The sequence below is a fragment of the Ancylobacter sp. genome, assembly GCF_965229075.1.
In the GTDB taxonomy this organism is placed as follows: Bacteria; Pseudomonadota; Alphaproteobacteria; order Rhizobiales; family Xanthobacteraceae; genus Ancylobacter.
Window position 1 is genome coordinate 3,216,570 of sequence record NZ_CBDDIO010000002.1, and the last position, 20,042, is coordinate 3,236,611.

Annotated in this window: 19 protein-coding genes; 4 read left to right on the plus strand and 15 right to left on the minus strand. The window is 67.8% G+C overall.

Annotation, left to right across the window (positions count from 1 at the left end; all coding sequences use genetic code 11):
* Position 1: 1 nt before the first annotated feature.
* Positions 2–1,309: an adenylosuccinate lyase gene (purB, locus tag ACO07Z_RS20995; RefSeq protein WP_244376101.1), complete on the minus strand. Its 1,308-nt coding sequence runs from the start codon at positions 1,307–1,309 to the stop codon at positions 2–4.
* A 108-nt stretch (positions 1,310–1,417) separates the two neighbouring features.
* Here purB and ACO07Z_RS21000 point away from each other — a divergent pair, with 108 nt between their 5' ends.
* Positions 1,418–2,056, plus strand: coding sequence for a hypothetical protein (locus ACO07Z_RS21000; RefSeq protein ID WP_421700474.1), 639 nt, complete (start codon positions 1,418–1,420; stop codon positions 2,054–2,056).
* A gap of 4 nt (positions 2,057–2,060) precedes the next feature.
* Here the strand turns inward: ACO07Z_RS21000 and rpe are convergent, their stop codons facing one another.
* On the minus strand, positions 2,061–2,747 hold the full coding sequence (gene rpe / locus ACO07Z_RS21005) for a ribulose-phosphate 3-epimerase (RefSeq protein ID WP_421700475.1): 687 nt from the start codon (positions 2,745–2,747) through the stop codon (positions 2,061–2,063).
* A gap of 78 nt (positions 2,748–2,825) precedes the next feature.
* Positions 2,826–4,991: an inverse autotransporter beta domain-containing protein gene (locus ACO07Z_RS21010; RefSeq protein WP_421700476.1), complete on the minus strand. Its 2,166-nt coding sequence runs from the start codon at positions 4,989–4,991 to the stop codon at positions 2,826–2,828.
* Between the two features lie 289 nt (positions 4,992–5,280).
* Here ACO07Z_RS21010 and ACO07Z_RS21015 point away from each other — a divergent pair, with 289 nt between their 5' ends.
* Positions 5,281–5,655: a hypothetical protein gene (locus ACO07Z_RS21015; RefSeq protein ID WP_421700477.1), complete on the plus strand. Its 375-nt coding sequence runs from the start codon at positions 5,281–5,283 to the stop codon at positions 5,653–5,655.
* 239 nt (positions 5,656–5,894) lie between these two features.
* Here the strand turns inward: ACO07Z_RS21015 and ACO07Z_RS21020 are convergent, their stop codons facing one another.
* The 4 genes from ACO07Z_RS21020 to ACO07Z_RS21035 form a co-directional block, all read right to left on the minus strand.
* Positions 5,895–6,749 (minus strand): glycine betaine ABC transporter substrate-binding protein, encoded by an 855-nt coding sequence (locus ACO07Z_RS21020; RefSeq protein ID WP_244376111.1) that lies wholly within the window; start codon positions 6,747–6,749, stop codon positions 5,895–5,897.
* 69 nt (positions 6,750–6,818) lie between these two features.
* Entirely contained in the window at positions 6,819–7,673 is an 855-nt protein-coding gene (locus ACO07Z_RS21025) for an ABC transporter permease (RefSeq protein ID WP_421700478.1), read from the minus strand.
* Positions 7,674–7,685: 12 nt separating this feature from the next.
* Complete coding sequence (locus tag ACO07Z_RS21030) at positions 7,686–8,882, minus strand: quaternary amine ABC transporter ATP-binding protein (RefSeq protein WP_421700479.1); 1,197 nt, start codon at positions 8,880–8,882, stop codon at positions 7,686–7,688.
* Between the two features lie 127 nt (positions 8,883–9,009).
* Positions 9,010–10,002 (minus strand): P1 family peptidase, encoded by a 993-nt coding sequence (locus ACO07Z_RS21035; RefSeq protein WP_421700480.1) that lies wholly within the window; start codon positions 10,000–10,002, stop codon positions 9,010–9,012.
* A 126-nt stretch (positions 10,003–10,128) separates the two neighbouring features.
* Here ACO07Z_RS21035 and ACO07Z_RS21040 point away from each other — a divergent pair, with 126 nt between their 5' ends.
* Positions 10,129–10,860 (plus strand): cytochrome c biogenesis CcdA family protein, encoded by a 732-nt coding sequence (locus tag ACO07Z_RS21040; RefSeq protein WP_421700481.1) that lies wholly within the window; start codon positions 10,129–10,131, stop codon positions 10,858–10,860.
* A 101-nt stretch (positions 10,861–10,961) separates the two neighbouring features.
* Here the strand turns inward: ACO07Z_RS21040 and ACO07Z_RS21045 are convergent, their stop codons facing one another.
* The 6 genes from ACO07Z_RS21045 to ACO07Z_RS21070 form a co-directional block, all read right to left on the minus strand.
* Positions 10,962–12,062, minus strand: a complete 1,101-nt coding sequence (locus tag ACO07Z_RS21045; RefSeq protein ID WP_421700482.1) for a branched-chain amino acid ABC transporter substrate-binding protein — start codon at positions 12,060–12,062, stop codon at positions 10,962–10,964.
* A gap of 131 nt (positions 12,063–12,193) precedes the next feature.
* Positions 12,194–12,565, minus strand: coding sequence for a DUF6867 family protein (locus tag ACO07Z_RS21050; protein ID WP_421700856.1), 372 nt, complete (start codon positions 12,563–12,565; stop codon positions 12,194–12,196).
* Between the two features lie 101 nt (positions 12,566–12,666).
* Positions 12,667–13,443 carry an ABC transporter ATP-binding protein gene (locus ACO07Z_RS21055; RefSeq protein ID WP_421700483.1) on the minus strand — a complete coding sequence of 259 codons (777 nt, stop codon included), beginning with the start codon at positions 13,441–13,443 and terminating at the stop codon, positions 12,667–12,669.
* Positions 13,440–14,402 (minus strand): ABC transporter ATP-binding protein, encoded by a 963-nt coding sequence (locus ACO07Z_RS21060; RefSeq protein ID WP_421700484.1) that lies wholly within the window; start codon positions 14,400–14,402, stop codon positions 13,440–13,442. The genes ACO07Z_RS21055 and ACO07Z_RS21060 overlap by 4 nt, the downstream gene beginning before the upstream one ends.
* The gene (gene livM, locus ACO07Z_RS21065; RefSeq protein WP_421700485.1) at positions 14,402–15,847 is read right to left on the minus strand and encodes a high-affinity branched-chain amino acid ABC transporter permease LivM; all 1,446 of its coding nucleotides are present in this window, start codon (positions 15,845–15,847) and stop codon (positions 14,402–14,404) included. The genes ACO07Z_RS21060 and livM overlap by 1 nt, the downstream gene beginning before the upstream one ends.
* An 11-nt stretch (positions 15,848–15,858) precedes the next feature.
* Positions 15,859–16,776: a branched-chain amino acid ABC transporter permease gene (locus ACO07Z_RS21070; RefSeq protein WP_244376129.1), complete on the minus strand. Its 918-nt coding sequence runs from the start codon at positions 16,774–16,776 to the stop codon at positions 15,859–15,861.
* A gap of 392 nt (positions 16,777–17,168) precedes the next feature.
* Between ACO07Z_RS21070 and ACO07Z_RS21075 the strand changes: the two genes are divergently transcribed.
* Positions 17,169–17,693: a flavin reductase gene (locus ACO07Z_RS21075; protein WP_421700486.1), complete on the plus strand. Its 525-nt coding sequence runs from the start codon at positions 17,169–17,171 to the stop codon at positions 17,691–17,693.
* A 22-nt stretch (positions 17,694–17,715) separates the two neighbouring features.
* Here ACO07Z_RS21075 and ACO07Z_RS21080 read toward each other — a convergent pair whose 3' ends face one another.
* Both ACO07Z_RS21080 and ACO07Z_RS21085 read right to left on the minus strand, forming a co-directional pair.
* Positions 17,716–18,903, minus strand: coding sequence for an NAD(P)/FAD-dependent oxidoreductase (locus ACO07Z_RS21080; protein ID WP_421700487.1), 1,188 nt, complete (start codon positions 18,901–18,903; stop codon positions 17,716–17,718).
* Positions 18,900–19,988: a lysine-2,3-aminomutase-like protein gene (locus tag ACO07Z_RS21085; RefSeq protein WP_421700488.1), complete on the minus strand. Its 1,089-nt coding sequence runs from the start codon at positions 19,986–19,988 to the stop codon at positions 18,900–18,902. Before ACO07Z_RS21085 ends, ACO07Z_RS21080 begins: the two co-directional genes overlap by 4 nt.
* Between the last annotated feature and the right edge of the window lie 54 nt (positions 19,989–20,042).

A 20,042-nucleotide genomic window follows, 5' to 3' on the forward strand; every position in this document is an offset into this window, starting at 1 on the left:
GTCAGCTGCGCCCGAACACGCGCTGGAAGATCGTGTCGACATGCTTGAGGTGGTAGCCGAGGTCGAACTTCTCGGCGATCTCCTCTTCCGACAGATATTGCCGCACCTCGGGGTCGGCATTCAGCAGCTTCTGGAACTCGCCCTCGCCGCGCCAGACCGGCATGGCGTTGCGCTGCACGAGGCGATAGGCGTCCTCGCGGCTGGCGCCCTTCTGGGTCAGCGCCAGCAGCACGCGCTGGGAATGCACCAGCCCGCCGAGGCGGTCGAGATTCCGCTGCATGTTCTCGGGATAGACGACCAGCTTCTCGATGACGCCGGCCAGCCGGTTCAGCGCGAAATCGAGGGTGACGGTGGCGTCCGGCCCGATCATCCGCTCCACGGAGGAGTGGGAAATATCCCGCTCATGCCAAAGCGCCACATTCTCCAGCGCCGGCGTGACCATGCCGCGCACGAGGCGGGCGAGGCCGGTGATGTTCTCGGTCAGCACCGGGTTGCGCTTGTGCGGCATCGCCGAGGAGCCCTTCTGGCCGGCGGAGAAGAACTCCTCCGCTTCCAGAACCTCGGTGCGCTGCAGGTGGCGGATCTCGATCGCCACCCGCTCCATGGAGGAGGCGACGACGCCGAGCGCGGCGAAATATGCGGCGTGGCGGTCGCGCGGAATGACCTGGGTGGAAACCGGCTCCACCGTCAGCCCCATCTTCGCCGCGACATGTTCCTCCACCCGCGGGTCGATCTGGGCGAAGGTGCCGACGGCGCCGGAGATGGCGCAGGTCGCCACTTCTTCGCGCGCGGCGACGAGGCGGGCGCGGTTGCGCTGGAACTCGGCATGGGCCTGGGCGAGCTTGAGACCGAAGGTGGTCGGCTCGGCATGGATGCCGTGCGAGCGGCCGATGGTCGGGGTCAGCTTGTGCTCGAAGGCGCGGGCTTCCAGCGCCGCCAGCAGCCGGTCGACATCCTTGATCAGGATATCGGCGGCCCGCACCAGCTGCACCGACAGGCAGGTGTCGAGCACGTCCGACGAGGTCATGCCCTGATGGACGAAGCGCGCTTCCGGGCCGACGATCTCGGCGAGATGCGTCAGGAAGGCGATCACGTCGTGCTTGGTGACGGCCTCGATCTCGTCGATGCGTTCGACATCGAAGGTCGCGTCCTTCGCCATTTCCCAGATCTTCGCCGCCGCTTCCTTCGGCACCACGCCGATCTCCGCCAGCGCGTCGGTGGCGTGCGCCTCGATCTCGAACCAGATGCGGAAACGGGTCTGCGGCTCCCAGATGGCAGCCATTTCGGGGCGGGTATAGCGCGGGATCATTGGCAGTGCCTTTGTACGGGAGCGTTTCCGCAGCGCTCTATCAGGCATGGCCCTTCGTCGCAAACCAGGCATGAAGTAGTGCTGGACGTAAATACACGGAGAGGTAGTATGCGCGTCTGGAAGTCTTTATTCGTGGGGGCGGATATGGCTACAGACTCGGACAATCAAGGGGCGCCCGTGCCGACACAAGCGGAGCTGCCAGACGTGGCAGCTCGCGCCGCTGGACCATCGCCGGTGGAGGCGGGTGCAGCCGGTGATGTGGAAAGGCCGGCATCCTCGACGGCGCGCGATCCAGCGCCGACCAGCGCGGAAATCCTGTCGCGGATCGCGCGCGAGGCGGAAGGCGAAGGTGGCGGCCGTTCGGCGGACCGGATGGCGGACCGGCTCATCAATGATCTGTCGGCCAATCCCGAGCTGGCGGGCACGCTCGAACGCTCTCCCGAAAAGGTGCGCGAATTCGCCGATGTCGCCAAGCTCAGCGCCGATGCGGCCCTGCTCCGCCAGTACGATCTCGAGATCATCAAGAGCAATGGGCAGCTCTATCTCCTGGTGGTCGGTTGTGTCGGCGCTTCCCTTGTCTTGGTGGTGCTGGCCATTGCGATTCTGGCCCTGTACCAGCTCACCCTGCTGGGCAAGCCGGTGCAGGGCACCATTACCATCGCGGTGCCGGATGGGCTGATCGCCCTCGGCTCCGCCGCCATCGGAGCGTTGGCGGGCCTGCTCACACCGCTCACCGGCCGGCGCTGATCTCTCACACCAGCTCGCCGCGCGCCCGCAGCGCGGCGCTGCGGATGGCGTCGATATTGCCGGCATAGGCGTCGGCGCCGCCCTTGAACACGGCGGAGCCGGCGACCAGAGCATTGGCGCCGGCCTTGATGCAGGCGGCGGCGGTATCCTTCGTCACGCCACCGTCGATCTCGATATGGATCGGCCGCTCGCCCACCATGGCGGAGAGCGTCGCCACCTTGTCCATGACCGAGGGGATGAAGGCCTGCCCGCCGAAACCGGGGTTGACCGTCATCACGATGATCACGTCGATGAGGTCGAGCACATGCTCCACCGCGTTGGCCGGGGTGGCGGGGTTGAGTGCGACGCCCGCCTTCTTGCCGAGCGCGCGGATCGCCTGCAGCGAGCGGTGCAGATGCGGCCCGGCCTCGGCATGGACGGTGATGTGGTCGGCCCCGGCCTTGGCGAAGGCTTCCAGATACGGGTCCGCCGGCGCGATCATCAGATGCACGTCGAAGGGCTTGGCGGAATAGGGGCGCACCGCCTTCACCGCGTCAGGGCCGAAGGAAATGTTCGGGACGAAATGCCCGTCCATCACGTCGATATGGATCCAGTCCGCGCCGGCGGCATCGACCGCGCGCACTTCCTCACCGAAGCGGGCGAAGTCGCAGGCGAGGATGGAGGGGGAGAGGATCAGCGGACGGGTGGTCATGGCGGGGGCTCCGGCTGTGTGCCGGGGGCGTAGCATCACGGGGCCGGGGCGGCAATGCCGTCCCGGCCCGCGCGGGGCCTAAAGGCCGCAGCTGGCGGAGAGCGTGCCGGTCGGGACCGTGGCCCCGCCGATGGCGAAGACCTGCCCGCCGGTCTCGGTGAGCTTGGTGCCGGACCATTGGCCGGCATCGGCCGAGCACGGGGCGGCAACGTCGGTCGTGCCGATGTTGCCGGAAATGTCCTGGATCGGGCCGGAGACATAGACGGCGGAACTGCCGCTGGCGATCACCTCGACATCGGTGAAGCTCACCCCGGTCACCGGCCCGCCGGCGAAGCCATAGGCGTCGCCATAGAAATAGACGCCATAGCTGCCGGGATTGGAGATGGTGACATTGGTGAAGCTGATATCGCTCGACGGGTTGAGGAAGATGCCGGCGCGGTAGGTGTCGGCGATGAAGGCGTCGGACACCGCGATGTCGGTGGTCACGCCCGGCAGGTTGAAGGAGGAGGCGAACATCAGCGCGTTGATGCCGCCACGCAGGGTGAGATCATCAAGCGTGGCGTGCGCGGTCTTCTGCAGGACGATCAGGTCCATCGAGCGGTCCATGGCGGAATTGTCGATGCTGATGGAGCGCAGCGCGGCGCCATCGACGCCGACCAGCAGGATGCCCTCGCGGCGGCTGTTGACGATGGAGAGGTTCTCGACCGTCAGGTTGCCGCTCTGGCCGGTGATCACATTCTCCCAGTCGATCTCCTCATAGCGGCTGCCGACGAAGAGGCCGTAGGTGACATTCTCCATCGCCACATTGCGCAGGGTGAGGTCGTCCACCGCCAGCGCGGCGATGCCGGCATTGTGCACCACGTTCGGATCGAAGATCGACCATTCGCAGTCCGTATTGTTCTCGCACAAAGCGAGGTCATGGATGCGGGTGGCGCTGATCGTGGCGCCCGAGACGGTGTCGAGCGCGATACCGTGCTGGCTGGTGCCGGATATGTCGAGATCGCGCATCACGATGCCGGAGACGCCCTCCGCCACCACGCCGGAGCGGCCGCCGCGGATGGAAAGCGAGGCCACCGCGCTGCGGTCGCCGTCGAGCGAGACCACGTCGTCCAGCGGGTCGGTGCCGGTGAGCCGTGCCGCCGGCAGGGCGTTGCGGAACACGGCCGTGCCGCCGCTCACCGCGCCGCGCACGGAAACCGCGCCGCCGCCGCCGAGCAGATACTGGCCGGTGCCGAGCGAGACGGCGGAATCGACATTGATCGCGCCGGAGGCCAGCGCCAGCGCGCCATTGCCCGCCTCGGCCAGCCGGGCATTGATGCTGCCGGCGTCGTCACCGGCGCCGATGGCGACCACGCGGCCGGCGACCGCGCCGGTTTCCGTATAGATCGCCGCCTCCGCGGCGCCGGTGGCGCCGACATGGGTGCGGATGGCATCGGAGCGCTCGACCCGGCGATAGAGCGGGTCGTAGGGCGCCTGGCCTGAGGTGTCGCCGAGCGGCACGCGCAGGCGGGCGAGGAAGACACCCTGCGTGTCGTACTGCTCGTCATAGGTCAGGCCGGCGATGAGGGTCAGGCGCGACCCGTTGCCGAAGGCCGGCAGGCCGGCGCGGGAAAGCTCGATGCGGGCGGAGACGCCCGGCACGTCCTCGACGCCCTCGCCCGTGTACCAGTAGCCGCCGGTAAACAGCTTGATCTGGGTGAGATCCTCCGGGGAGAGGAAGGGCAGGCGGTAGCCGATTTCGCCGTTGAAACCCTTCAGTGCGGTTTCCTCGCCGGCGCGGAACACCAGCCGTCCGGCCTCGATCAGCGCGGCATTGGCACTGGCGAGCGCGGCCTCGATGTCGCCCACGGGGAGATAGCCATTGGCGCGCAGTTCCCAATCCTGGCTCAGCGCCTCGACGCCGACCCCGATCTGGGTGAAGTCGTTGTCATAGGTGCTGTTGAGATAGTCGAAATAGCCGTTGACGCCGTAGACCCAGCCATTGTCGTGGCGGAAGCGGTAGCCGAGGCCGAGCGAGCCCTGCTCGATCTCCTGCTCGCTGCCGAAGCTGGCGCGGGCGTCGAGGAACAGCAGCCTGTCGCTGTCGCCCAGCATGGGCAGGAACAGGTCGAAGCTGCCAAAGGCTTCGTTTCCAACGCTGCCGAGCGTGGCTTCCACCGAGGCGGGGGACGGGCCCCGCGGTTCGGCCATCGCCGGCAGACTCACCGTTGCCGCGACCATCACGGGAAATACGGCGCGTCTCATGTGCACTCTCCTGGGCAAGGTGCCGGGGGCATTTGCGCCCCCCGGCCCGACCCGTGCGATAGCACCAATAATCGACATGCAGAACGACGAATGACTCTAAGTTATTGAAAAGAAATGTAATTTCAAATTGTTCGTATTCCAATGAAGCCTGTAACTGGCGTTTTTCGCCTGACGGTCGGCGACGTTGCGGAACTCGCTTATTGCCGCTGGGGCAGAAAAGGCGTCCCATTACCGTCTCGAATCCACGGCGCGCGAGCCGGCGCCGGAGAGACCCTGAGGAGCGAATGTGATGATGAAGAAGAGCGTTCTCGCCGGGCTGGCGATGCTGTCGAGCGTCGGCCTGCTCGGCACGGTACAGGAAGCGAGCGCCTGGCGCGCGGCCGGCTGCGGCGGGCGCGGCTGCGCAGCCGCCTGGGGTCCGGGCCCCGGCCATTATTATGGCCCCGGCCGCTATTACGGCCCGGTGCCGCGCGGCGGCGGCGTGGTCGTGGTCAATCCGCGTCCCTACTGGCCGCCGGGCGGCGCGGTCGCGGCCGGTGCCGCGCTCGGCTTCCTCACCGGCGTCGCCGCCGCGAACCTCGCCGGCCCGCCGCCGCAGCCGAATTACTGCTGGTTCTACACCAACCCGCAGCGCACCCAGGGTTTCTGGGAGCCGTGCCCCTGATCCCTGCCTGACAAAAAAGGGCGGCCGGAACGCGCCGGCCGCCCAAGGGGAGGCAAACCCGACCGGCACGACCCGGCCGGGCTCGTTCACGAGGGCGGGCGAGGGCCCGCGCACTCGTATCGGCGCTCGCGCGCCGATCTCTTTGCGGCCGGCGCCGCGTGGCGCCCGCGCTGTTTCTCGGCGGGCGCATCGTCGCGCCCGCTTTGGTTCATGATGGCTGACGCGGTATCGCGCCGGGGTCACTTCATCCAGGCGTCGACCTTGGCCTTGTTGGCGGCGACCCAGGCCTTGGCGGTGGCAGCGGGATCGGCGCCGGGCTTGTTGTTCTCGACCATCACCTTCTGCTCGTCGTCGAGGGTGAGGCTGAAATTGTCGAGGATCTTGTAGGCCTCCGGCGCCTCGGTCTTCAGCTTGGTGGAGACGATGGTGTTGACCGTTTCCTCACCGCCGAACACGTTCTTGGGGTCGGCGAGGTACTTCAGGTCCCACTCCGCGAACATCCAGTGCGGCGTCCAGGTGGTGACGATGATCGGCTCTTTCTTGGCGTAGGCGTCCTTGAGCGCGGCGACCATGGTGGCGTCCGAGCCTTCGACCAGCTTCACCTTAAGCCCGTAGTCCTTGACCGCCTTTTCCGAGGCCTTCATCAGCCCCGCGCCGGGATCGATGCCGATGACCTTGCCGCCGAACTTGGCCGGGTCCTTGTTGATGTCCTCGATCGAGGTGATGTCGACATAGGTCGGCACGGCCCAGCCGATCTTGGCGCCGGAGACGTTGGGGCCGAGATTGACCACCTTGTCCTTGAGCTTGGCGTAATAGGCCTCATGCGTCGCCGGCAGCCAGCCGGCCACCATCGCGTCCGCCTCGCCGCTCGCCACCGCCTGCCACATGGCCGCGCCGGAAAGGGGGATGAGCTTCACCTTGTACCCGGCGTCTTCCAGCACGGTCTTGACGATGTTGGTAGCGACGACGGTGTCGGACCATTCGACATAGGCGAGGGTGAGGTCCTTCTTTTCCGCCTGCGCGGCGCCGACGGCAAGGCCGAGCGCGGTGGCGGCGATGGCCGCGGTCTTGAGCACGTTTCCGAGGAATGACATGTCGCTAGGCTCCACTCTGAAAAGGGGTGTTGGGTTCGGAAGTCGTTCGCTGCTTCCGTTTGAGAAGGTTCAGCCCTGCTGGCGGTCGCGCCGCATGTGCCGGGCGATGTGCTGGGTGATGCGGTCGAGAATGACGGCCAGCACCACGATGGCGATGCCGGCCTGGAAGCCCTGGCCCGCCTCCAGCCGCTGGATCGCCCGCCACACCTCACCGCCGAGCCCGCCGGCGCCGATCATCGCGGCGATGACGACCATGGACAGCGCCAGCATGATGGTCTGGTTGACGCCGGCCATGATGGTGGGAATGGCGAGCGGCAGCTGGATCTTGAACAGCTTCTGCCAGCGGCTGGAGCCGAAGGCGTCCGCCGCCTCCACCAGCTCCGGCGGCGTCTGCAGGATACCGAGCGCGGTGAGGCGGATGGTGGGCGGCATGGCGAAGACGATGGTGGCGAAGCACGCCGACACCGCGCCCAGCCCGAAGAACGGGATGGCGGGGATCAGATAGACGAAGCTCGGCATGGTCTGCATCATGTCGAGCGCCGGGCCGACAATGCGCCAGAACCGCTTGCTGAGCGCGGCCGCGACGCCGATCGGAATGCCGATGGCGAGGGCGAACAGGGTCGAAACCAGCACCAACACCAGCGATTGCAGCGTCGCCCGCCACAGTTCGAGGTTCCACAGGAAGGCGAAGCCGATCACCGTGCCCAGCGCGATGCGCCAGGTTGTGAGCCGCCACACCAGCAGGCCGCAGGCGAGGATGACCAGCCAGGGCGGCAGACCGACGAGAAAATCGGTGGTCGATTCGATGGCGGTGCCGACCACGGCGCTGAGCGCGCGGGTGACGCCGGAGAAATGCTCCGTCGCCCAGTCCAGCGCGACATCGCACCATTCGGCCAGCGGGATGCGGGGTATCTCGAAATCCATCCGTCCCTCCCGTCAGTGCGCCTCGACCCGGCGCCGCGCCAGCGCGGCGACGAGGTCGGCATTGGCGATGACGCCGAACAATTCGCCGTCCGGCCCGGTGACCGCGATTTCGCCGCGCCCGGAGGCGAGGCGGGCCACCGCCTCGTTCAGCGTGGCAGAGCGGGGCACGAAGGCATCGCGGTCGCTCAGCAGCAGGCGCAGCTCGGTGGTGCCGGCGCGGCTGAGGGTGTCGGCGTCGACCGTGCCCTGGAACCGGCCCTGCTCGCACACCACGGTGACGACAGGTTCGCCGGACTGGGTGAGCACCGCCAGCGCCTCGGCCGCCGTGCTTTGCCAGGGCCGCACCGCAGCCGGGCGGCGCATGGCATCGCCGGCGGTGACGACGCCGAGCACGTCGATATGCTCGACGAACCGGCGCACATAGTCGTCGGCGGGGTTGGCGAGGAAATCGGCGGCGGTGCCCTGCTGCACCACGCGCCCGTCCTTCATCAGCACGATCCGTCCGCCGAGCGCGATAGCCTCGTCGAGATCGTGGCTGACGAAGACGATGGTCTTCTTCAGCCGCTTCTGCAGCGCCACGAGCTCCTGCTGCATGTCGCGGCGGATCAGCGGATCGAGGGCGCTGAAGGCCTCGTCCATCAGCAGCACATCGGGGTCGAGCGCCAGGGCGCGGGCGAGGCCGGCACGCTGCTGCATGCCGCCGGAGAGTTGCGAGGGGAAATGCTGGTCCCAGCCCTTCAGCCCCACAGTCTCGATGGCGGCGAGCGCCTTGTCGCGCCGAGCGGCGGGCGGCACGCCCTGCACTTCAAGCCCATACTCGACATTGCGCTGGATGGTGCGGTGGGGGAACAGCGCGAATTGCTGGAACACCATGCCGAAGCGGGTGCGGCGCAGCTCCATCAGCTCGCGCTCACCCAGCGCGGTCACGTCGGTGCTGTCGATATGCACCGAGCCGGCGGTCGGCTCGATCAGCCGGTTGATGCAGCGCAGGCAGGTGGACTTGCCCGAGCCCGACAGCCCCATGACGACGAGGATCTCGCCCTCGGCGACATCGAAGCTCACATCCTGCAGGCCGATCACCGCGCCGGTGGCCTTCTGCACCTCGGCGCGGCTCTGGCCGGCGCGCAGCAGCGGCAGGGCCCGGCCGGCCTCGTCGCCGAAGATTTTGGTAAGCCCCCGCACCCGGATGCGTGGTTGCGTCTGGTTCATGCGCCCCCCTCTTATTGAGGTGAGTGTCAGACGCATGGCAGCCATGCCGATTGGACAGATGCGACAAGCGGCGCGTCAAAACCGACAGAGGCCCCGTGCTTATTGCGTGCGACGCAATAAGCCGGTGTCAGCCGCCGAAACGCTGCCGCCAGCTGGGAAGGGTATCCTGTTGCGGCAAGGGCTTAGCCTCGAACACCGCCCGGGCGCAGGCGCGGGCGAGGGTGCGCACTACCGCGTCGCCAATGAGGGCGAGGTCGAACACCGGGTCTTCCAGCGGGCGCCGACCGGTGGCGGCAGCGAAGATGGTGTCGCCGTCGAGCGGCGTGTGCACAGGCCAGATGGCATGGGCGTAGCCGTCATGGGCCATCACCGCCAGCCGCTTGCACTGCGCCTTGGTCAGCACCGCATCGGTGGCGACGATGGCGATGGTGGTGTTGGCGCCGGGCGGCAGACCTTTCAGCGCCGGACGCACCGGCAAGGGCGGCAGCGGATGGGGCAGGCCGAGGCCGCCGAACTCGTTCTTCTGCTCGAAGGGGGCCGCCCAGAAATGCGGCCCGCCGGGGAAATTGGTGGCGCCGCAGGCATTCACCGCCACCAGAGCCCCGACCGTGTGGCCGGTGGATGCCATCATCGAGGCCGAGCCGAGGCCACCCTTGAGGTCCACCGTCGTCGCCCCGGTGCCGGCGCCCACCGTGCCGAGCGGGAAGTCGCGCCCGGCGGCGTTGGCGGCGGCATAGCCGAGATCGCGATAGGGCGGGAAGCGGCCCCAGTTCTTGTCGCCGCCATTCAGCAGGTCGAACAGCACCGCGCCGGGAACGATCGGCACCCGGGCATCGCCGACGGGGAAACCGATGCCACGCTCGGCCAGCGCCGCCGCCACCCCGCCCGCCGCATCCAGCCCGAAAGCGGAGCCGCCGGACAAGGTGAGGGCGTGGACGGCGCCCACGGTCTCGTCCGGCGCCAGCAGGTCGGTCTCACGCGTGCCCGGACCGCCCCCGCGCACATCGACCGAGGCGACGGTCGGCTCATCGAACAGCAGCACAGTGACGCCGGAGGCGAGGGCGAGGTCGGTGGCGTTGCCGACGGTGAGGCCGGCGACATCGGTGATCAGGTTACGCATGGGCTCCTCGCTCGCGCCGCGTGGAATCGCGGCATCACATCACGGGTAGAGGCCAAGCCGCCGCATTGCGCCGGCGGGTGGGCCGGTGCATTGGGAAGCCTCGGATAGGCTAGGGTTGCTTATTTCATGGCCGACGTCACTCTTCCGGCTGCCTTCGTGGCCGGTATCGCCAGTTTTGCCTCGCCCTGCGTGCTGCCGCTGGTGCCGCCCTATCTGTGCTACCTCGCCGGCACCAGCCTCGATCAGATCACCCACAAGGCGCCGACCGATGCCGCCGCCCGCCGCACACTGGGCGCGGCGGTGCTGTTCGTCGCCGGGTTCTCCACCGTGTTCGTGGCGCTGGGGGCGGGGGCCTCGGTGGCGGGGGCGTATCTGCGCTACTATTCGCAAGAACTCGCCATGGTGGCCGGCGTCGCCATCCTGCTGATGGGGCTGCACTTCCTCGGCATTTTGCGCTTCGGCTGGCTCACCCGTACCAAACGGGTGCATGTGGACGCGCCCTCCACCTTTCTCGGCGCCTATGTGATGGGGCTCGCCTTCGCCTTCGGCTGGACGCCTTGCATCGGCCCGGTGCTGGCGGCGATCCTCGCCGTGGCGGCGAGCGAGCAGACGCTGACCCATGGCGCCGGCCTGCTGGCGGTCTATTCCGCCGGGCTCGGCGTGCCGTTCCTCGTCGTGGCGGCGATGGCGCGCCCGGCGCTCGGCGTGCTCGGCCATGCCAAGCGCTACCTGCCCATGGTGGAAAAGGTGATGGGCGCGCTGCTGGTGCTCACCGGCATCGGCTTCCTCTCCGGCTGGATGGCGCAGCTGAGCTTCTGGCTGCTGGAGACCTTCCCGGCGCTGTCCGCCTTCGGCTGAGCGCGCCGGCTGGAACCGGACCCCACAAAGCAAAACCCGCCGGATCGCTCCGGCGGGTTTCGTCTTTCAGTCCTGTCGCGGCGCGCCGTGCGCGCTTCGCCTCAGAGCTCGGTGTAGCCACCGTCCTTCCAGACATAGACGACGTAGTCGAGGTTGGTGCGGTCGCCCTTCTTGTCGAAGGTCAGGGTGCCGAGGACGGTGTTGAACTTGGCGCCGGAGTGGATGTACTCGGCGACCTTCTTGCCATCGAGCGACTTGGTCGCCTCGACCGCCTGCTGGATCACCTGGCCGGCGGCGTAAGAGTAGAGCACGTAGCCTTCCGGATCGATGCCCTTCTTCTTGAACTCCTCGACGACCTTGGCGGCGGCCGGGTTGTTGCGCGGGTCCGGGCCGAAGGTCATGAGGGTGCCGGCGGCGCCCGGACCGGCGATGGTCCAGAACTCCTTGTCGGTGATGCCGTCGCCGGAAAACAGGACGGTGTTCTGGCCCTGGTCGCGCAGCTGGCGCACCAGCAGGCCGGCTTCGGTGTGCAGGCCGCCGTAGTAGAGAATGTCGACGTTCGCGGCCTTCAGCTTGGACACGAGCGCGGAATAGTCCTTCTCGCCCGGGTTGATGCCTTCATAGACGACTTCGGTGACGCCGCCGGCGTTGAGCGCCTTCTTGGTCTCGTCCGCCAGGCCCTTGCCGTAGGGGGTCTTGTCGTGGACGATGGCGATCTTCTTGCCCTTCAGGTTCTGAAGGATGTAGGCGGCGGCCACCGCGCCCTGCTGGTCGTCACGGCCGCAGGTGCGGAACACGTTGCTGAGGCCGCGCTCGGTCAGCTTCGGGTTGGTCGAGGCCGGGGAGATGGCGACCACGCCGGCTTCGGCATACTGCTCGGAGGCCGGGATCGACACGCCCGAGTTGAAGTGGCCGATCACGAACTTCACGCCATCGGCGATGAACTTGCTGGCGACCGAGACGCCCTGCTCGGGCTTGGAGGCGTCGTCGCCCACCACGATCTCGACCTTCTGGCCGAGGAGGCCGCCGGTGGCGTTGACATCCGCCGCCCACTGTTCGGCACCGTTCTTGAGCTGGGCGCCGAAGGTGGCGTTCGCACCGGTGATCGGGCCGCCGACGCCGACCTTGACCTGCGCCGAGGCCGGCGCGGCCAACGCCGCCATGGCGCCAAGCGCCAGGCCGGCAAACAGAAGCTTCTTCATGAACGTCTCTCCTGATTCTGGAAGGTTGGAAAGCGCGGCCTCAATGGCTCGGCGGCTGTCGCCCCGGGCCGATATCATGCCCTTTTCGGTGCTCTTGTCGATGAGCAAGCGAAACACGGTAAAGTTGCCTCTCACGGCTCGCCGGAACGGGGGCCGGCCTGGCCTTCGAGCCAGCCGAACACGCCGGACTGACGGTAGATCCAGCCATAGCGGGTCGCCATCTGCCGTGCCCGCTCGGCCCGGAAGCCGAGCGTGGCGAGGGCGACCAGGAAGGCGGTGTCGGTCAGGAAATAGTGCAGCGAGAGCAGCGTGCCCTCGAACAGCGCGAAATGGAAGAAGCGCACCACGCAGCCCAGCAGCAGCGCGTAGACCACCGCCTGCCGGTAGGGCCGCCAGGTGGAGGCGATGGAGCGCCCGGTGAGCCATGCCGCGCCGCCGCCCAGGAACAGGGTGACGAGCACGAAATCGGCGCGCGACACCTCAACCACAAGTTCCGGCTTCAATACCGCCGAAACGAGGACGAGGGCGACCACCAGCAGCGGCAGCACGACGGCGAGGCTCGCCGAACTGCCCTTGGAAACGAGGGTGCCGGAAACGGGAGCCATCAGTGCGCTCCTCCTTCGAGATAGGCGGCGCGCACTTCCGGGCGCTCCAGCAACTCGCGGCCTTCACCCGAAAGGGTGATGGCGCCGTTGACGAGAACATAGCCGCGATGGGCGAGCTTGAGCGCGTGGAAGGCGTTCTGCTCCACCAGCAGCACGGTGAGCCCTTCGCTGCGGTTGAGCTCACGGATGGCGTCGAAGATCATCCGCACCACCAGCGGGGCGAGGCCGAGCGAAGGCTCGTCCAGCATCAGCAGGCGCGGACGGCTCATCAGCGCCCGGCCGATGGCGAGCATCTGCTGCTCGCCGCCCGACAGCGTGCCGCCGCGCTGGTTGATGCGCTCCTTGAGGCGGGGGAACAGGCTGAAGACCTTTTCGAGGTCGGCGTCGAAATGGGCGAAGCCATCGAGCGCCGCGCCCATCTGCAGGTTCTCGAACACGCTCATGCGCGGGAAGATGCGCCGGCCTTCCGGGGACTGGGCGATCTTGAGATGGGCGATCTCGTGGGTCGGCACCTTGGTGATGTCCCGGCCCTCGAACAGGATCGAGCCCTCGCGCGGGCGCGGCTGGCCGAAGATGGTCATCATCAGCGTCGACTTGCCGGCGCCGTTGGAGCCGATCAGGGTGACGATCTCGCCCTTATGCACGTCCACATCGACGCCCCGCAGGGCCATGATGTTGCCGTAGAAAGTCTTGACCCCGCGCACCTGCAGCATGGGCGTGTCGGTGCGTGCGGGCGCCGTCGTCGCGGCGGCGGGAGGGGTGAGGATGTCGCTCATGCGCTGGCTCCCGGCGCGGAAGACTCCATTTGCAGCTCGGCCTCGACCTCCTCGATCGCGTCCTCGTCGACACCGAGATAGGCGGCGATGACGCGCGGGTCGTTCTTCACCGCGTCCGGCGTGCCGTCGGAAATCTTGGTGCCGTAATCGAGCACCACGACGTGGTCGGAAATCTCCATCACCACGCTCATGTCGTGCTCGATCAGCAGGATCGAGGTGCCGTGTTCGGCGCGGATGGCGCGCAGCAGGGTGTTGAGTTCAAGGCTTTCGCGCGGGTTTAGGCCGGCGGCGGGCTCGTCGAGGCAGAGCAGGATCGGCTCCGAGCACATGGCGCGGGCGATTTCCAGCCGGCGCTGGGCGCCATAGGGAAGATCGCCGGCCGGGTCGTCGGCGCGGTCGGTGAGGCCGACCTTGTCGAGCCAGTATTTCGCTTTCTCGGTGGCGGCCCGCTGCGCCCTTGTCCAGCCGGGCAGGCCGAACAGACCTTTCAGCGAGTAGCCGGACGCCGCCATCAGCGCGTTATGCTGTGCCACCATCAGGTTCTCCAGCACGGTCATGCCGGTGAACAGGCGGATGTTCTGGAAGGTGCGGGCAACCTTTGCCTCGCCGGACACGCGGTAGTCCGGCAGACGCTCCAGCAGGTAGACGCCGGCGTCGCGGCCGGTGAGCGAGCGCTCGCCGATGCGGGTCACTTCGGCGATCTCGTCGGGCGTCGGGGCGCGGCCCTGCGCCAGGATGAGGCGGCCCTCACTCGGCTTGTAGAAGCCGGTGATGCAGTTGAACACCGTGGTCTTACCGGCGCCGTTGGGGCCGATCAGGGCGGTGATGTCGCCGCGCCCGACCTTGAAGCTGAGGTCGTTCACCGCGATCAGGCCGCCGAAGCGCATGAACAGGTGTTCGACGATGAGGATGGGGTCGGCTTCCCAGCGCGGGAGGCCGGTTGCGGGAGAGGTTGCCATCAGCCGTGGCCCTCCTTCACGAGATCACCGGAGACCGCCTTGCGTTCCTTGAGGAAGATCGTGGGGTCGCGGGTGGAGACGAGACCGCGTGGCTTCCACACCATGATGGCGACCATGGCGAAGCCGAAGATCAGCATGCGGTACAGGCTGGGGTCGAAGTCGTTGCCGAAGAACTGCTTGAGAAAGCCGAGATTGCGCAGCATCTCCATGCCGCCCATCATCACCGCGGCCGACACGGCAACGCCGATCTGCGAGCCCATGCCGCCGAGCACGACGATGGCGAGGATCATCGCCGACACGTCGAAGGTGAAGCTTTCCGGGCTGACGAAGCCGGCGCGCACGGCGAAGAAGCAGCCGGCGAAGCCGCCGAACATGGCGCCGGTGGCGAAGGCCGAGAGCTTGGTCGTGGTGGTGTTGATGCCGAGCGAGCGGCAGGCGATCTCGTCCTCGCGCAGCGCTTCCCAGGCGCGGCCGACCGGGAGCCGGCGCAGCCGCACGGTGACGAAGGCGGTGAGCAGCGCCAGCGCCAGGATGACGAAATAGAGGAAGACGATGCGGTGCATCGGGTTGAAGGGCAGTCCGAACAGCGCGGCGAAACCATTAGGCTCCGCATTGAAGGGAATGCCGAAGAAGGTCGCGCGCGGGATCGAGGCAATGCCGGCGCCGCCATTGGTGAAGTCCACCCAGTTGATCAGCACCAGGCGGATGATCTCGCCGAAGGCGAGGGTGACGATGGCGAGATAGTCGCCGCGCAGCCGCAGCACGGGAAAGCCGAGGATCATGCCCCAGACGCCGGCGAAGATGCCGGCCATCGGCAGGCAGATCCAGAACGCCCAGTTGGCCCAGAAGGTGGCGCCGAACAGGCCGGCGAAGAAATCATTGATCGGCGCCGAGGTCGCCAGCAGCGCATAGGTGTAGGCGCCGACCGCGTAGAAGGCGACGTAGCCGAGATCGAGCAGGCCGGCGAGGCCGACGACGATGTTGAGGCCCCAGCCGAGCATCACATAGGTGAGGATGAGAATGCCGAGGTCGATGAGGTAGCGGCTCTCGTTCAGCCCGCCCATGAGGAAGGTAGAGAGGAACGGGAACGCCACCGCAAAGGCCAGCAGAGCCGGCTTGACGCCGGGGCCGATGGCGGTGCCGAGCCGGTCGAACACGCTCGGGCCGGTGCGGGCAGCGGGGCGGCGGTTCGGCGACCACAAGGTGAGGTTCAGCAGCAGCCGGCCGACGAAGATGATGCCGACCATGATGGCCAGCAGCGACGGGCGATAGGCGAGGCCCAGCGCCCCGTCGATGACGATGGTCTGGAACCCGATCAGCGGGCCGAACAGGCCGAGCGCGATCAGGCCGGTGATCAGCGCGTCCTTGAAGGCGTGGCCGAGGAGAGACGGGGAGCCGGCGGCCGGGGCTGCGGGCGCAGCGGTGTCGGCGGTCTGGACAGCCATGATGCGCGACCTCAGACCTTCTCGACCTCAGGCCGGCCGAGCAGGCCCTGCGGCATGAAAATCAGGGTGATGGCGAGGATGGAGAACGCCGCCACATCCTTGTACTCGATGGAGAAATAGGCCGACCAGAAGGTCTCGATCAGGCCGATCAGCAAGCCGCCGAGCACGGCGCCGGGCAGCGAGCCGATGCCGCCGAGGACCGCCGCGGTGAAGGCCTTCACGCCCGGCACGAAGCCGTCGGCGAAGTTCGCGACGCCGTAATACATGAGGTACAGCGTGCCGGCGACGGCGGCGAGCGCGGCGCCGATGACGAAGGTTAGCGAAATGGTGTGGTCGACATTGATCCCGAGCAGCGCCGCCATCTTGCGGTCCTGTTCGCAGGCGCGCTGGGCGCGGCCGAGCGAGGTCTTCTGCACGAGGTACCAGAACCCGCCGAGCAGGGCGGCGGTGACCACCATGATGATGACCTGCTTCCAGGCGAGGGTGACCTGGTAGGAGCCGGAATCCATCAGCACGATCACGTCGGTGATCATCGGCGGCACCGGCTTGTTGCGCGGGCCCTGCGTCACCTGCACGAAATTGGCGAGGAAGATCGACATGCCGATGGCCGAGATCATCGGCGCCAGCCGGAACGAGCCACGCAAGGGCCGGTAGGCCACCCGCTCGATCGCCCAGTTGAGCAGCGAGGTGAAGAACATCGCCACCACAAGCACGATCGCCAGCGCGAGGAAGATCGAGGTGATGCCGAGCACCGTGGTGACCAGCAGGAAGCAGATCAGCGCGATGAAGGCGGAGACCATGAACACGTCGCCATGGGCGAAGTTCACCATGCCGATGATGCCGAACACCATGGTGTAGCCAATGGCGATCAGCCCGTAGATCGAGCCGAGCGTCAGCCCGTTTATGAGCTGCTGAACGAAAATTTCCATGATTGTACCGGCTCCCCTCAGCCGAATTTGCGCAAGGCGCCATCGTCGGGCTTTTGCACAGTTTATGACCGTGCCCTTACGACAAGCGCCCTTACTCTTAGCTCGCGCCCGTTTCCGATACAATTCGATCGAAAGACGAAATGCAATCGATCGAAAAGCATGATATTAGGGTGCGTAATTACCGCTTAAAGTAAATCTCATTGCAACTCAAGCGGTTAATGTGACGAGACTGCGTCCGACTTGTGTCGGCCTCCGTCATTTTTGTCTTCACATCGTCATGTCGACATGGGGGGTGGAGGCGCGGTTTCCAAAACCGGCCGCCAGAGGTTATGCACAGCGCATATGCGTGCGGCCGCCTTCGGTCCACGCGCCGGTGCAGGAGGCACGGCAGATTGGATCAGCCAAAGGCGCCTGAGGCGCATCACGACGCCGGGCACGCAGTCGAGGCCGGGCTCTATCGCGAGGCGATGAGCCGGCTGGTCGCCGCCGTGCATGTCATCACCACCCATGGGGCGGAAGGCCGCGCCGGCTTCACCGCCACGGCCGTCGCCTCGGTGTCCGACAGCCCGCCGACCCTCCTCGTCTGCCTCAACCGCCGCATCCGCTCCGCTCCCGCCTTCCGCCAGGCCGGGCGGTTCGCGGTGAACATGCTGGCTGCCGACCAGCAAGCGGTGGCGGAGAGCTTCGGCGGGCGCGGCGGGCTGGAGGGCGAGCAGCGATTCGGCGTCGGCCAGTGGCACGAAGGGGCGCTAGGGGTGCCCTGTCTCACCGGCGCGGTGGCGGTGTTTCAGTGCCGGCTGGTAGAAGCACGCACCATCGCCACCCATGATGTGCTGGTCGGCCGGGTCGAGGCGGTGACGCTTGGCCCGGACAGGGCGAAGCTCGCCTATCTCGGGCGCGGGTTCCTGTCAGTCTGAGGGGTGCGACCGGTGGCGGGCATCACGCCACCTGCCCGGCGACCCAGCCGGACGACCACGCCCACTGGAAATTATAGCCGCCGAGCCAGCCGGTAACGTCCACCACCTCGCCGATGAAATACAGGCCCAGCACGGTGCGGGCTTCCATCGTGCGTGAATCGAGGCCGGCCGTATCAACGCCGCCCAGCGTCACCTCGGCAGTGCGGTAGCCTTCCGAGCCGGTCGGCTTGAGCCGCCAGCCATTCACCGCCTCGTCGATCCGGCGCAGCACTTTGTCGGAGAGGTCGGCGAGGTTGCCGGCAGCGGCTTCGCGCTCGGCGATGAGCTGGGCGAGGCGCTTGGGCAGAAGCGTCGCCAGCGCGGTGACGGGCGCCTGCCGGCCATTGGCGGCGCGCATCTCGCGCAGCCGGGCGAAGATGTCGGTGTGCGGCGCCAGCGCCAGCCTGATCTCGTCGCCTTCGCGCCAATAGGAGGAAATCTGCAGGATCGCCGGGCCGGACAGGCCGCGATGGGTGAACAGCAGCCCTTCCTCGAACCGCGTCTTGCCATGGCTCACCCGCGCCTCCACCGCCACGCCGGCGAGCGGGGCGAGCCGCTCCAGCTGCGCGGGATCGAGCGTCAGCGGCACGAGCCCCGGGCGCGTGGGCTGCAGCGCCATCCCGAAGCGCTCCGCGATCTCATAGCCGAAGCCGGTGGCGCCCATTTTCGGGATCGACTTGCCCCCGGAGGCGACGATTAGCGAGCGGCAGGCGAAGCTCCCGGTCGTCGTCGCCACGGTGAAGCCGTCAGTCGCCCGCTCGATGCCTGTTATGGCGGTGGCGAGGCGCAGTTCGCCGCCGGCCTCGCGCAGATCGTCGGTCAGCATGTCGACCACCTGCCGGGCCGAGCCGTCGCAGAACAGCTGGCCGAGCGTCTTCTCGTGCCAGGCGATGCCGCGTCGGTCGATGCGGGCGATGAAGTCCTGCGCGCGGTAGCGCTTCAGCGCCGAAATGGCGAAGCCGGGATTGGCCGAGAGATAGTTGCGTGGGCCGGCGTCGCGATTGGTGAAATTGCAGCGCCCGCCGCCGGAAATGCGGATTTTTTCGCCCGGCGCCCGGGCATGGTCGATCACCACGACGCGCCGCCCGCGCCGGCCGGCTTCGATGGCGCACATGAGCCCGGCCGCGCCGGCGCCGATCACCACCACATCGACGGGTGTGGGGCGGCTCACACGCCCTCTCCATACGCATGCACGCCGCCGCAATAATCGGTGACGCGCCAGCCCTCCGGCGCCGGTTCCAGATAGGACGGGCCGACCGGCACCTTGCCGTGGCCGCCGGGAATGTCGAGGACATAGGTCGGCAGCGCGAGACCGGAGACCCGCCCGCGCAGCGCCGCCATCAATTCCTGCCCGCGCTCTATCGGCAGGCGAAAATGCGCGGTGCCGGGGGCGAGGTCGGGATGGTGGAGGTAATAGGGTTTCACCCGGCACTCCACCAGCGCACGGAACAGCGCGGCGAGCGTCTCCGCCTCGTCATTGACGCCCGCGAGCAGCACGCTCTGCCCCACCAACGCGATTCCGGCATCGGCGAGACGGGCCAGCGCCGCGCGGGCCTCGGGGCCGAGTTCGCGCGCATGGTTGGCATGGATGGCGACATAGGTCGTCACACCGGGCGCGCGCAGCGCCGTCACCAGCGCGCCGGTCACCCGCTCCGGCGCGGCGACCGGCACGCGGGTGTGGAAGCGCACGATCTTCACATGCGCAATCGCGGCGAGGCGGGCCATCAGATCGGCGAGGCGGCGCGGCGAGGCGACCAGCGGGTCGCCGCCGGTGAGCACCACTTCCCATATCTCCGGCCGGCCGTCGATATAGGCGAGGGCGGCGTCGAGCGCGTCGTCGGACAGGCTGGTTTCCGCGCCCGGTCCGACCATCTCGCGACGGAAGCAGAAGCGGCAATAGACAGCGCAGACCCCCACCAGCTTCAGCAGCACCCGGTCGGGGTAGCGGTGGACGATGCCCGGCACCGGGCTGTGCGCGTCGTCGCCGATCGGGTCGTCGCGCTCTTCCGGCCGGGTCTCCAACTCGCGCGCATCGGGCAGGAACTGCCGGGCGATGGGGTCGGCGGCGTCGGCGGGGTCGATCAGATGGGCCAACGTCGGCGTCACCGCCACGGCGTAGCGCGCTTCCACCGCCTCCAGCGTCGGATCGGCCGTCACCAGCCCGGCCTGCGCCAGTTCACCCACGCGGCGCAGGGTACGGGCGGGCAGGGCTTCGGGCGCGGGCGGGGCGAGGGGCGTGCGGAGGGGCGAATTCATGCGCGGTCTTGTGATCGTTTCCGCGCGCGCGGGCAAGGCGCGTTTGCTGCGGCG

What these genes read in the sequence shown, in the direction of transcription:
- ACO07Z_RS21020 (WP_244376111.1), bottom strand. Translation starts at nt 6,749, where the DNA reads ATGTCATTCCTCGGAAACGTGCTCAAGACCGCGGCCATCGCCGCCACC.
- ACO07Z_RS21045 (WP_421700482.1), bottom strand. Translation starts at nt 12,062, where the DNA reads ATGAAGAAGCTTCTGTTTGCCGGCCTGGCGCTTGGCGCCATGGCGGCG.
- ACO07Z_RS21055 (WP_421700483.1), bottom strand. Translation starts at nt 13,443, where the DNA reads ATGAGCGACATCCTCACCCCTCCCGCCGCCGCGACGACGGCGCCCGCA.
- ACO07Z_RS21010 (WP_421700476.1), bottom strand. Translation starts at nt 4,991, where the DNA reads ATGAGACGCGCCGTATTTCCCGTGATGGTCGCGGCAACGGTGAGTCTG.
- ACO07Z_RS21025 (WP_421700478.1), bottom strand. Translation starts at nt 7,673, where the DNA reads ATGGATTTCGAGATACCCCGCATCCCGCTGGCCGAATGGTGCGATGTC.
- ACO07Z_RS21040 (WP_421700481.1), top strand. Translation starts at nt 10,129, where the DNA reads ATGGCCGACGTCACTCTTCCGGCTGCCTTCGTGGCCGGTATCGCCAGT.
- rpe (WP_421700475.1), bottom strand. Translation starts at nt 2,747, where the DNA reads ATGACCACCCGTCCGCTGATCCTCTCCCCCTCCATCCTCGCCTGCGAC.
- ACO07Z_RS21000 (WP_421700474.1), top strand. Translation starts at nt 1,418, where the DNA reads ATGCGCGTCTGGAAGTCTTTATTCGTGGGGGCGGATATGGCTACAGAC.
- ACO07Z_RS21070 (WP_244376129.1), bottom strand. Translation starts at nt 16,776, where the DNA reads ATGGAAATTTTCGTTCAGCAGCTCATAAACGGGCTGACGCTCGGCTCG.
- ACO07Z_RS21030 (WP_421700479.1), bottom strand. Translation starts at nt 8,882, where the DNA reads ATGAACCAGACGCAACCACGCATCCGGGTGCGGGGGCTTACCAAAATC.
- ACO07Z_RS21060 (WP_421700484.1), bottom strand. Translation starts at nt 14,402, where the DNA reads ATGGCAACCTCTCCCGCAACCGGCCTCCCGCGCTGGGAAGCCGACCCC.
- purB (WP_244376101.1), bottom strand. Translation starts at nt 1,309, where the DNA reads ATGATCCCGCGCTATACCCGCCCCGAAATGGCTGCCATCTGGGAGCCG.
- ACO07Z_RS21035 (WP_421700480.1), bottom strand. Translation starts at nt 10,002, where the DNA reads ATGCGTAACCTGATCACCGATGTCGCCGGCCTCACCGTCGGCAACGCC.
- ACO07Z_RS21015 (WP_421700477.1), top strand. Translation starts at nt 5,281, where the DNA reads ATGATGAAGAAGAGCGTTCTCGCCGGGCTGGCGATGCTGTCGAGCGTC.
- livM (WP_421700485.1), bottom strand. Translation starts at nt 15,847, where the DNA reads ATGGCTGTCCAGACCGCCGACACCGCTGCGCCCGCAGCCCCGGCCGCC.
- ACO07Z_RS21085 (WP_421700488.1), bottom strand. Translation starts at nt 19,988, where the DNA reads ATGAATTCGCCCCTCCGCACGCCCCTCGCCCCGCCCGCGCCCGAAGCC.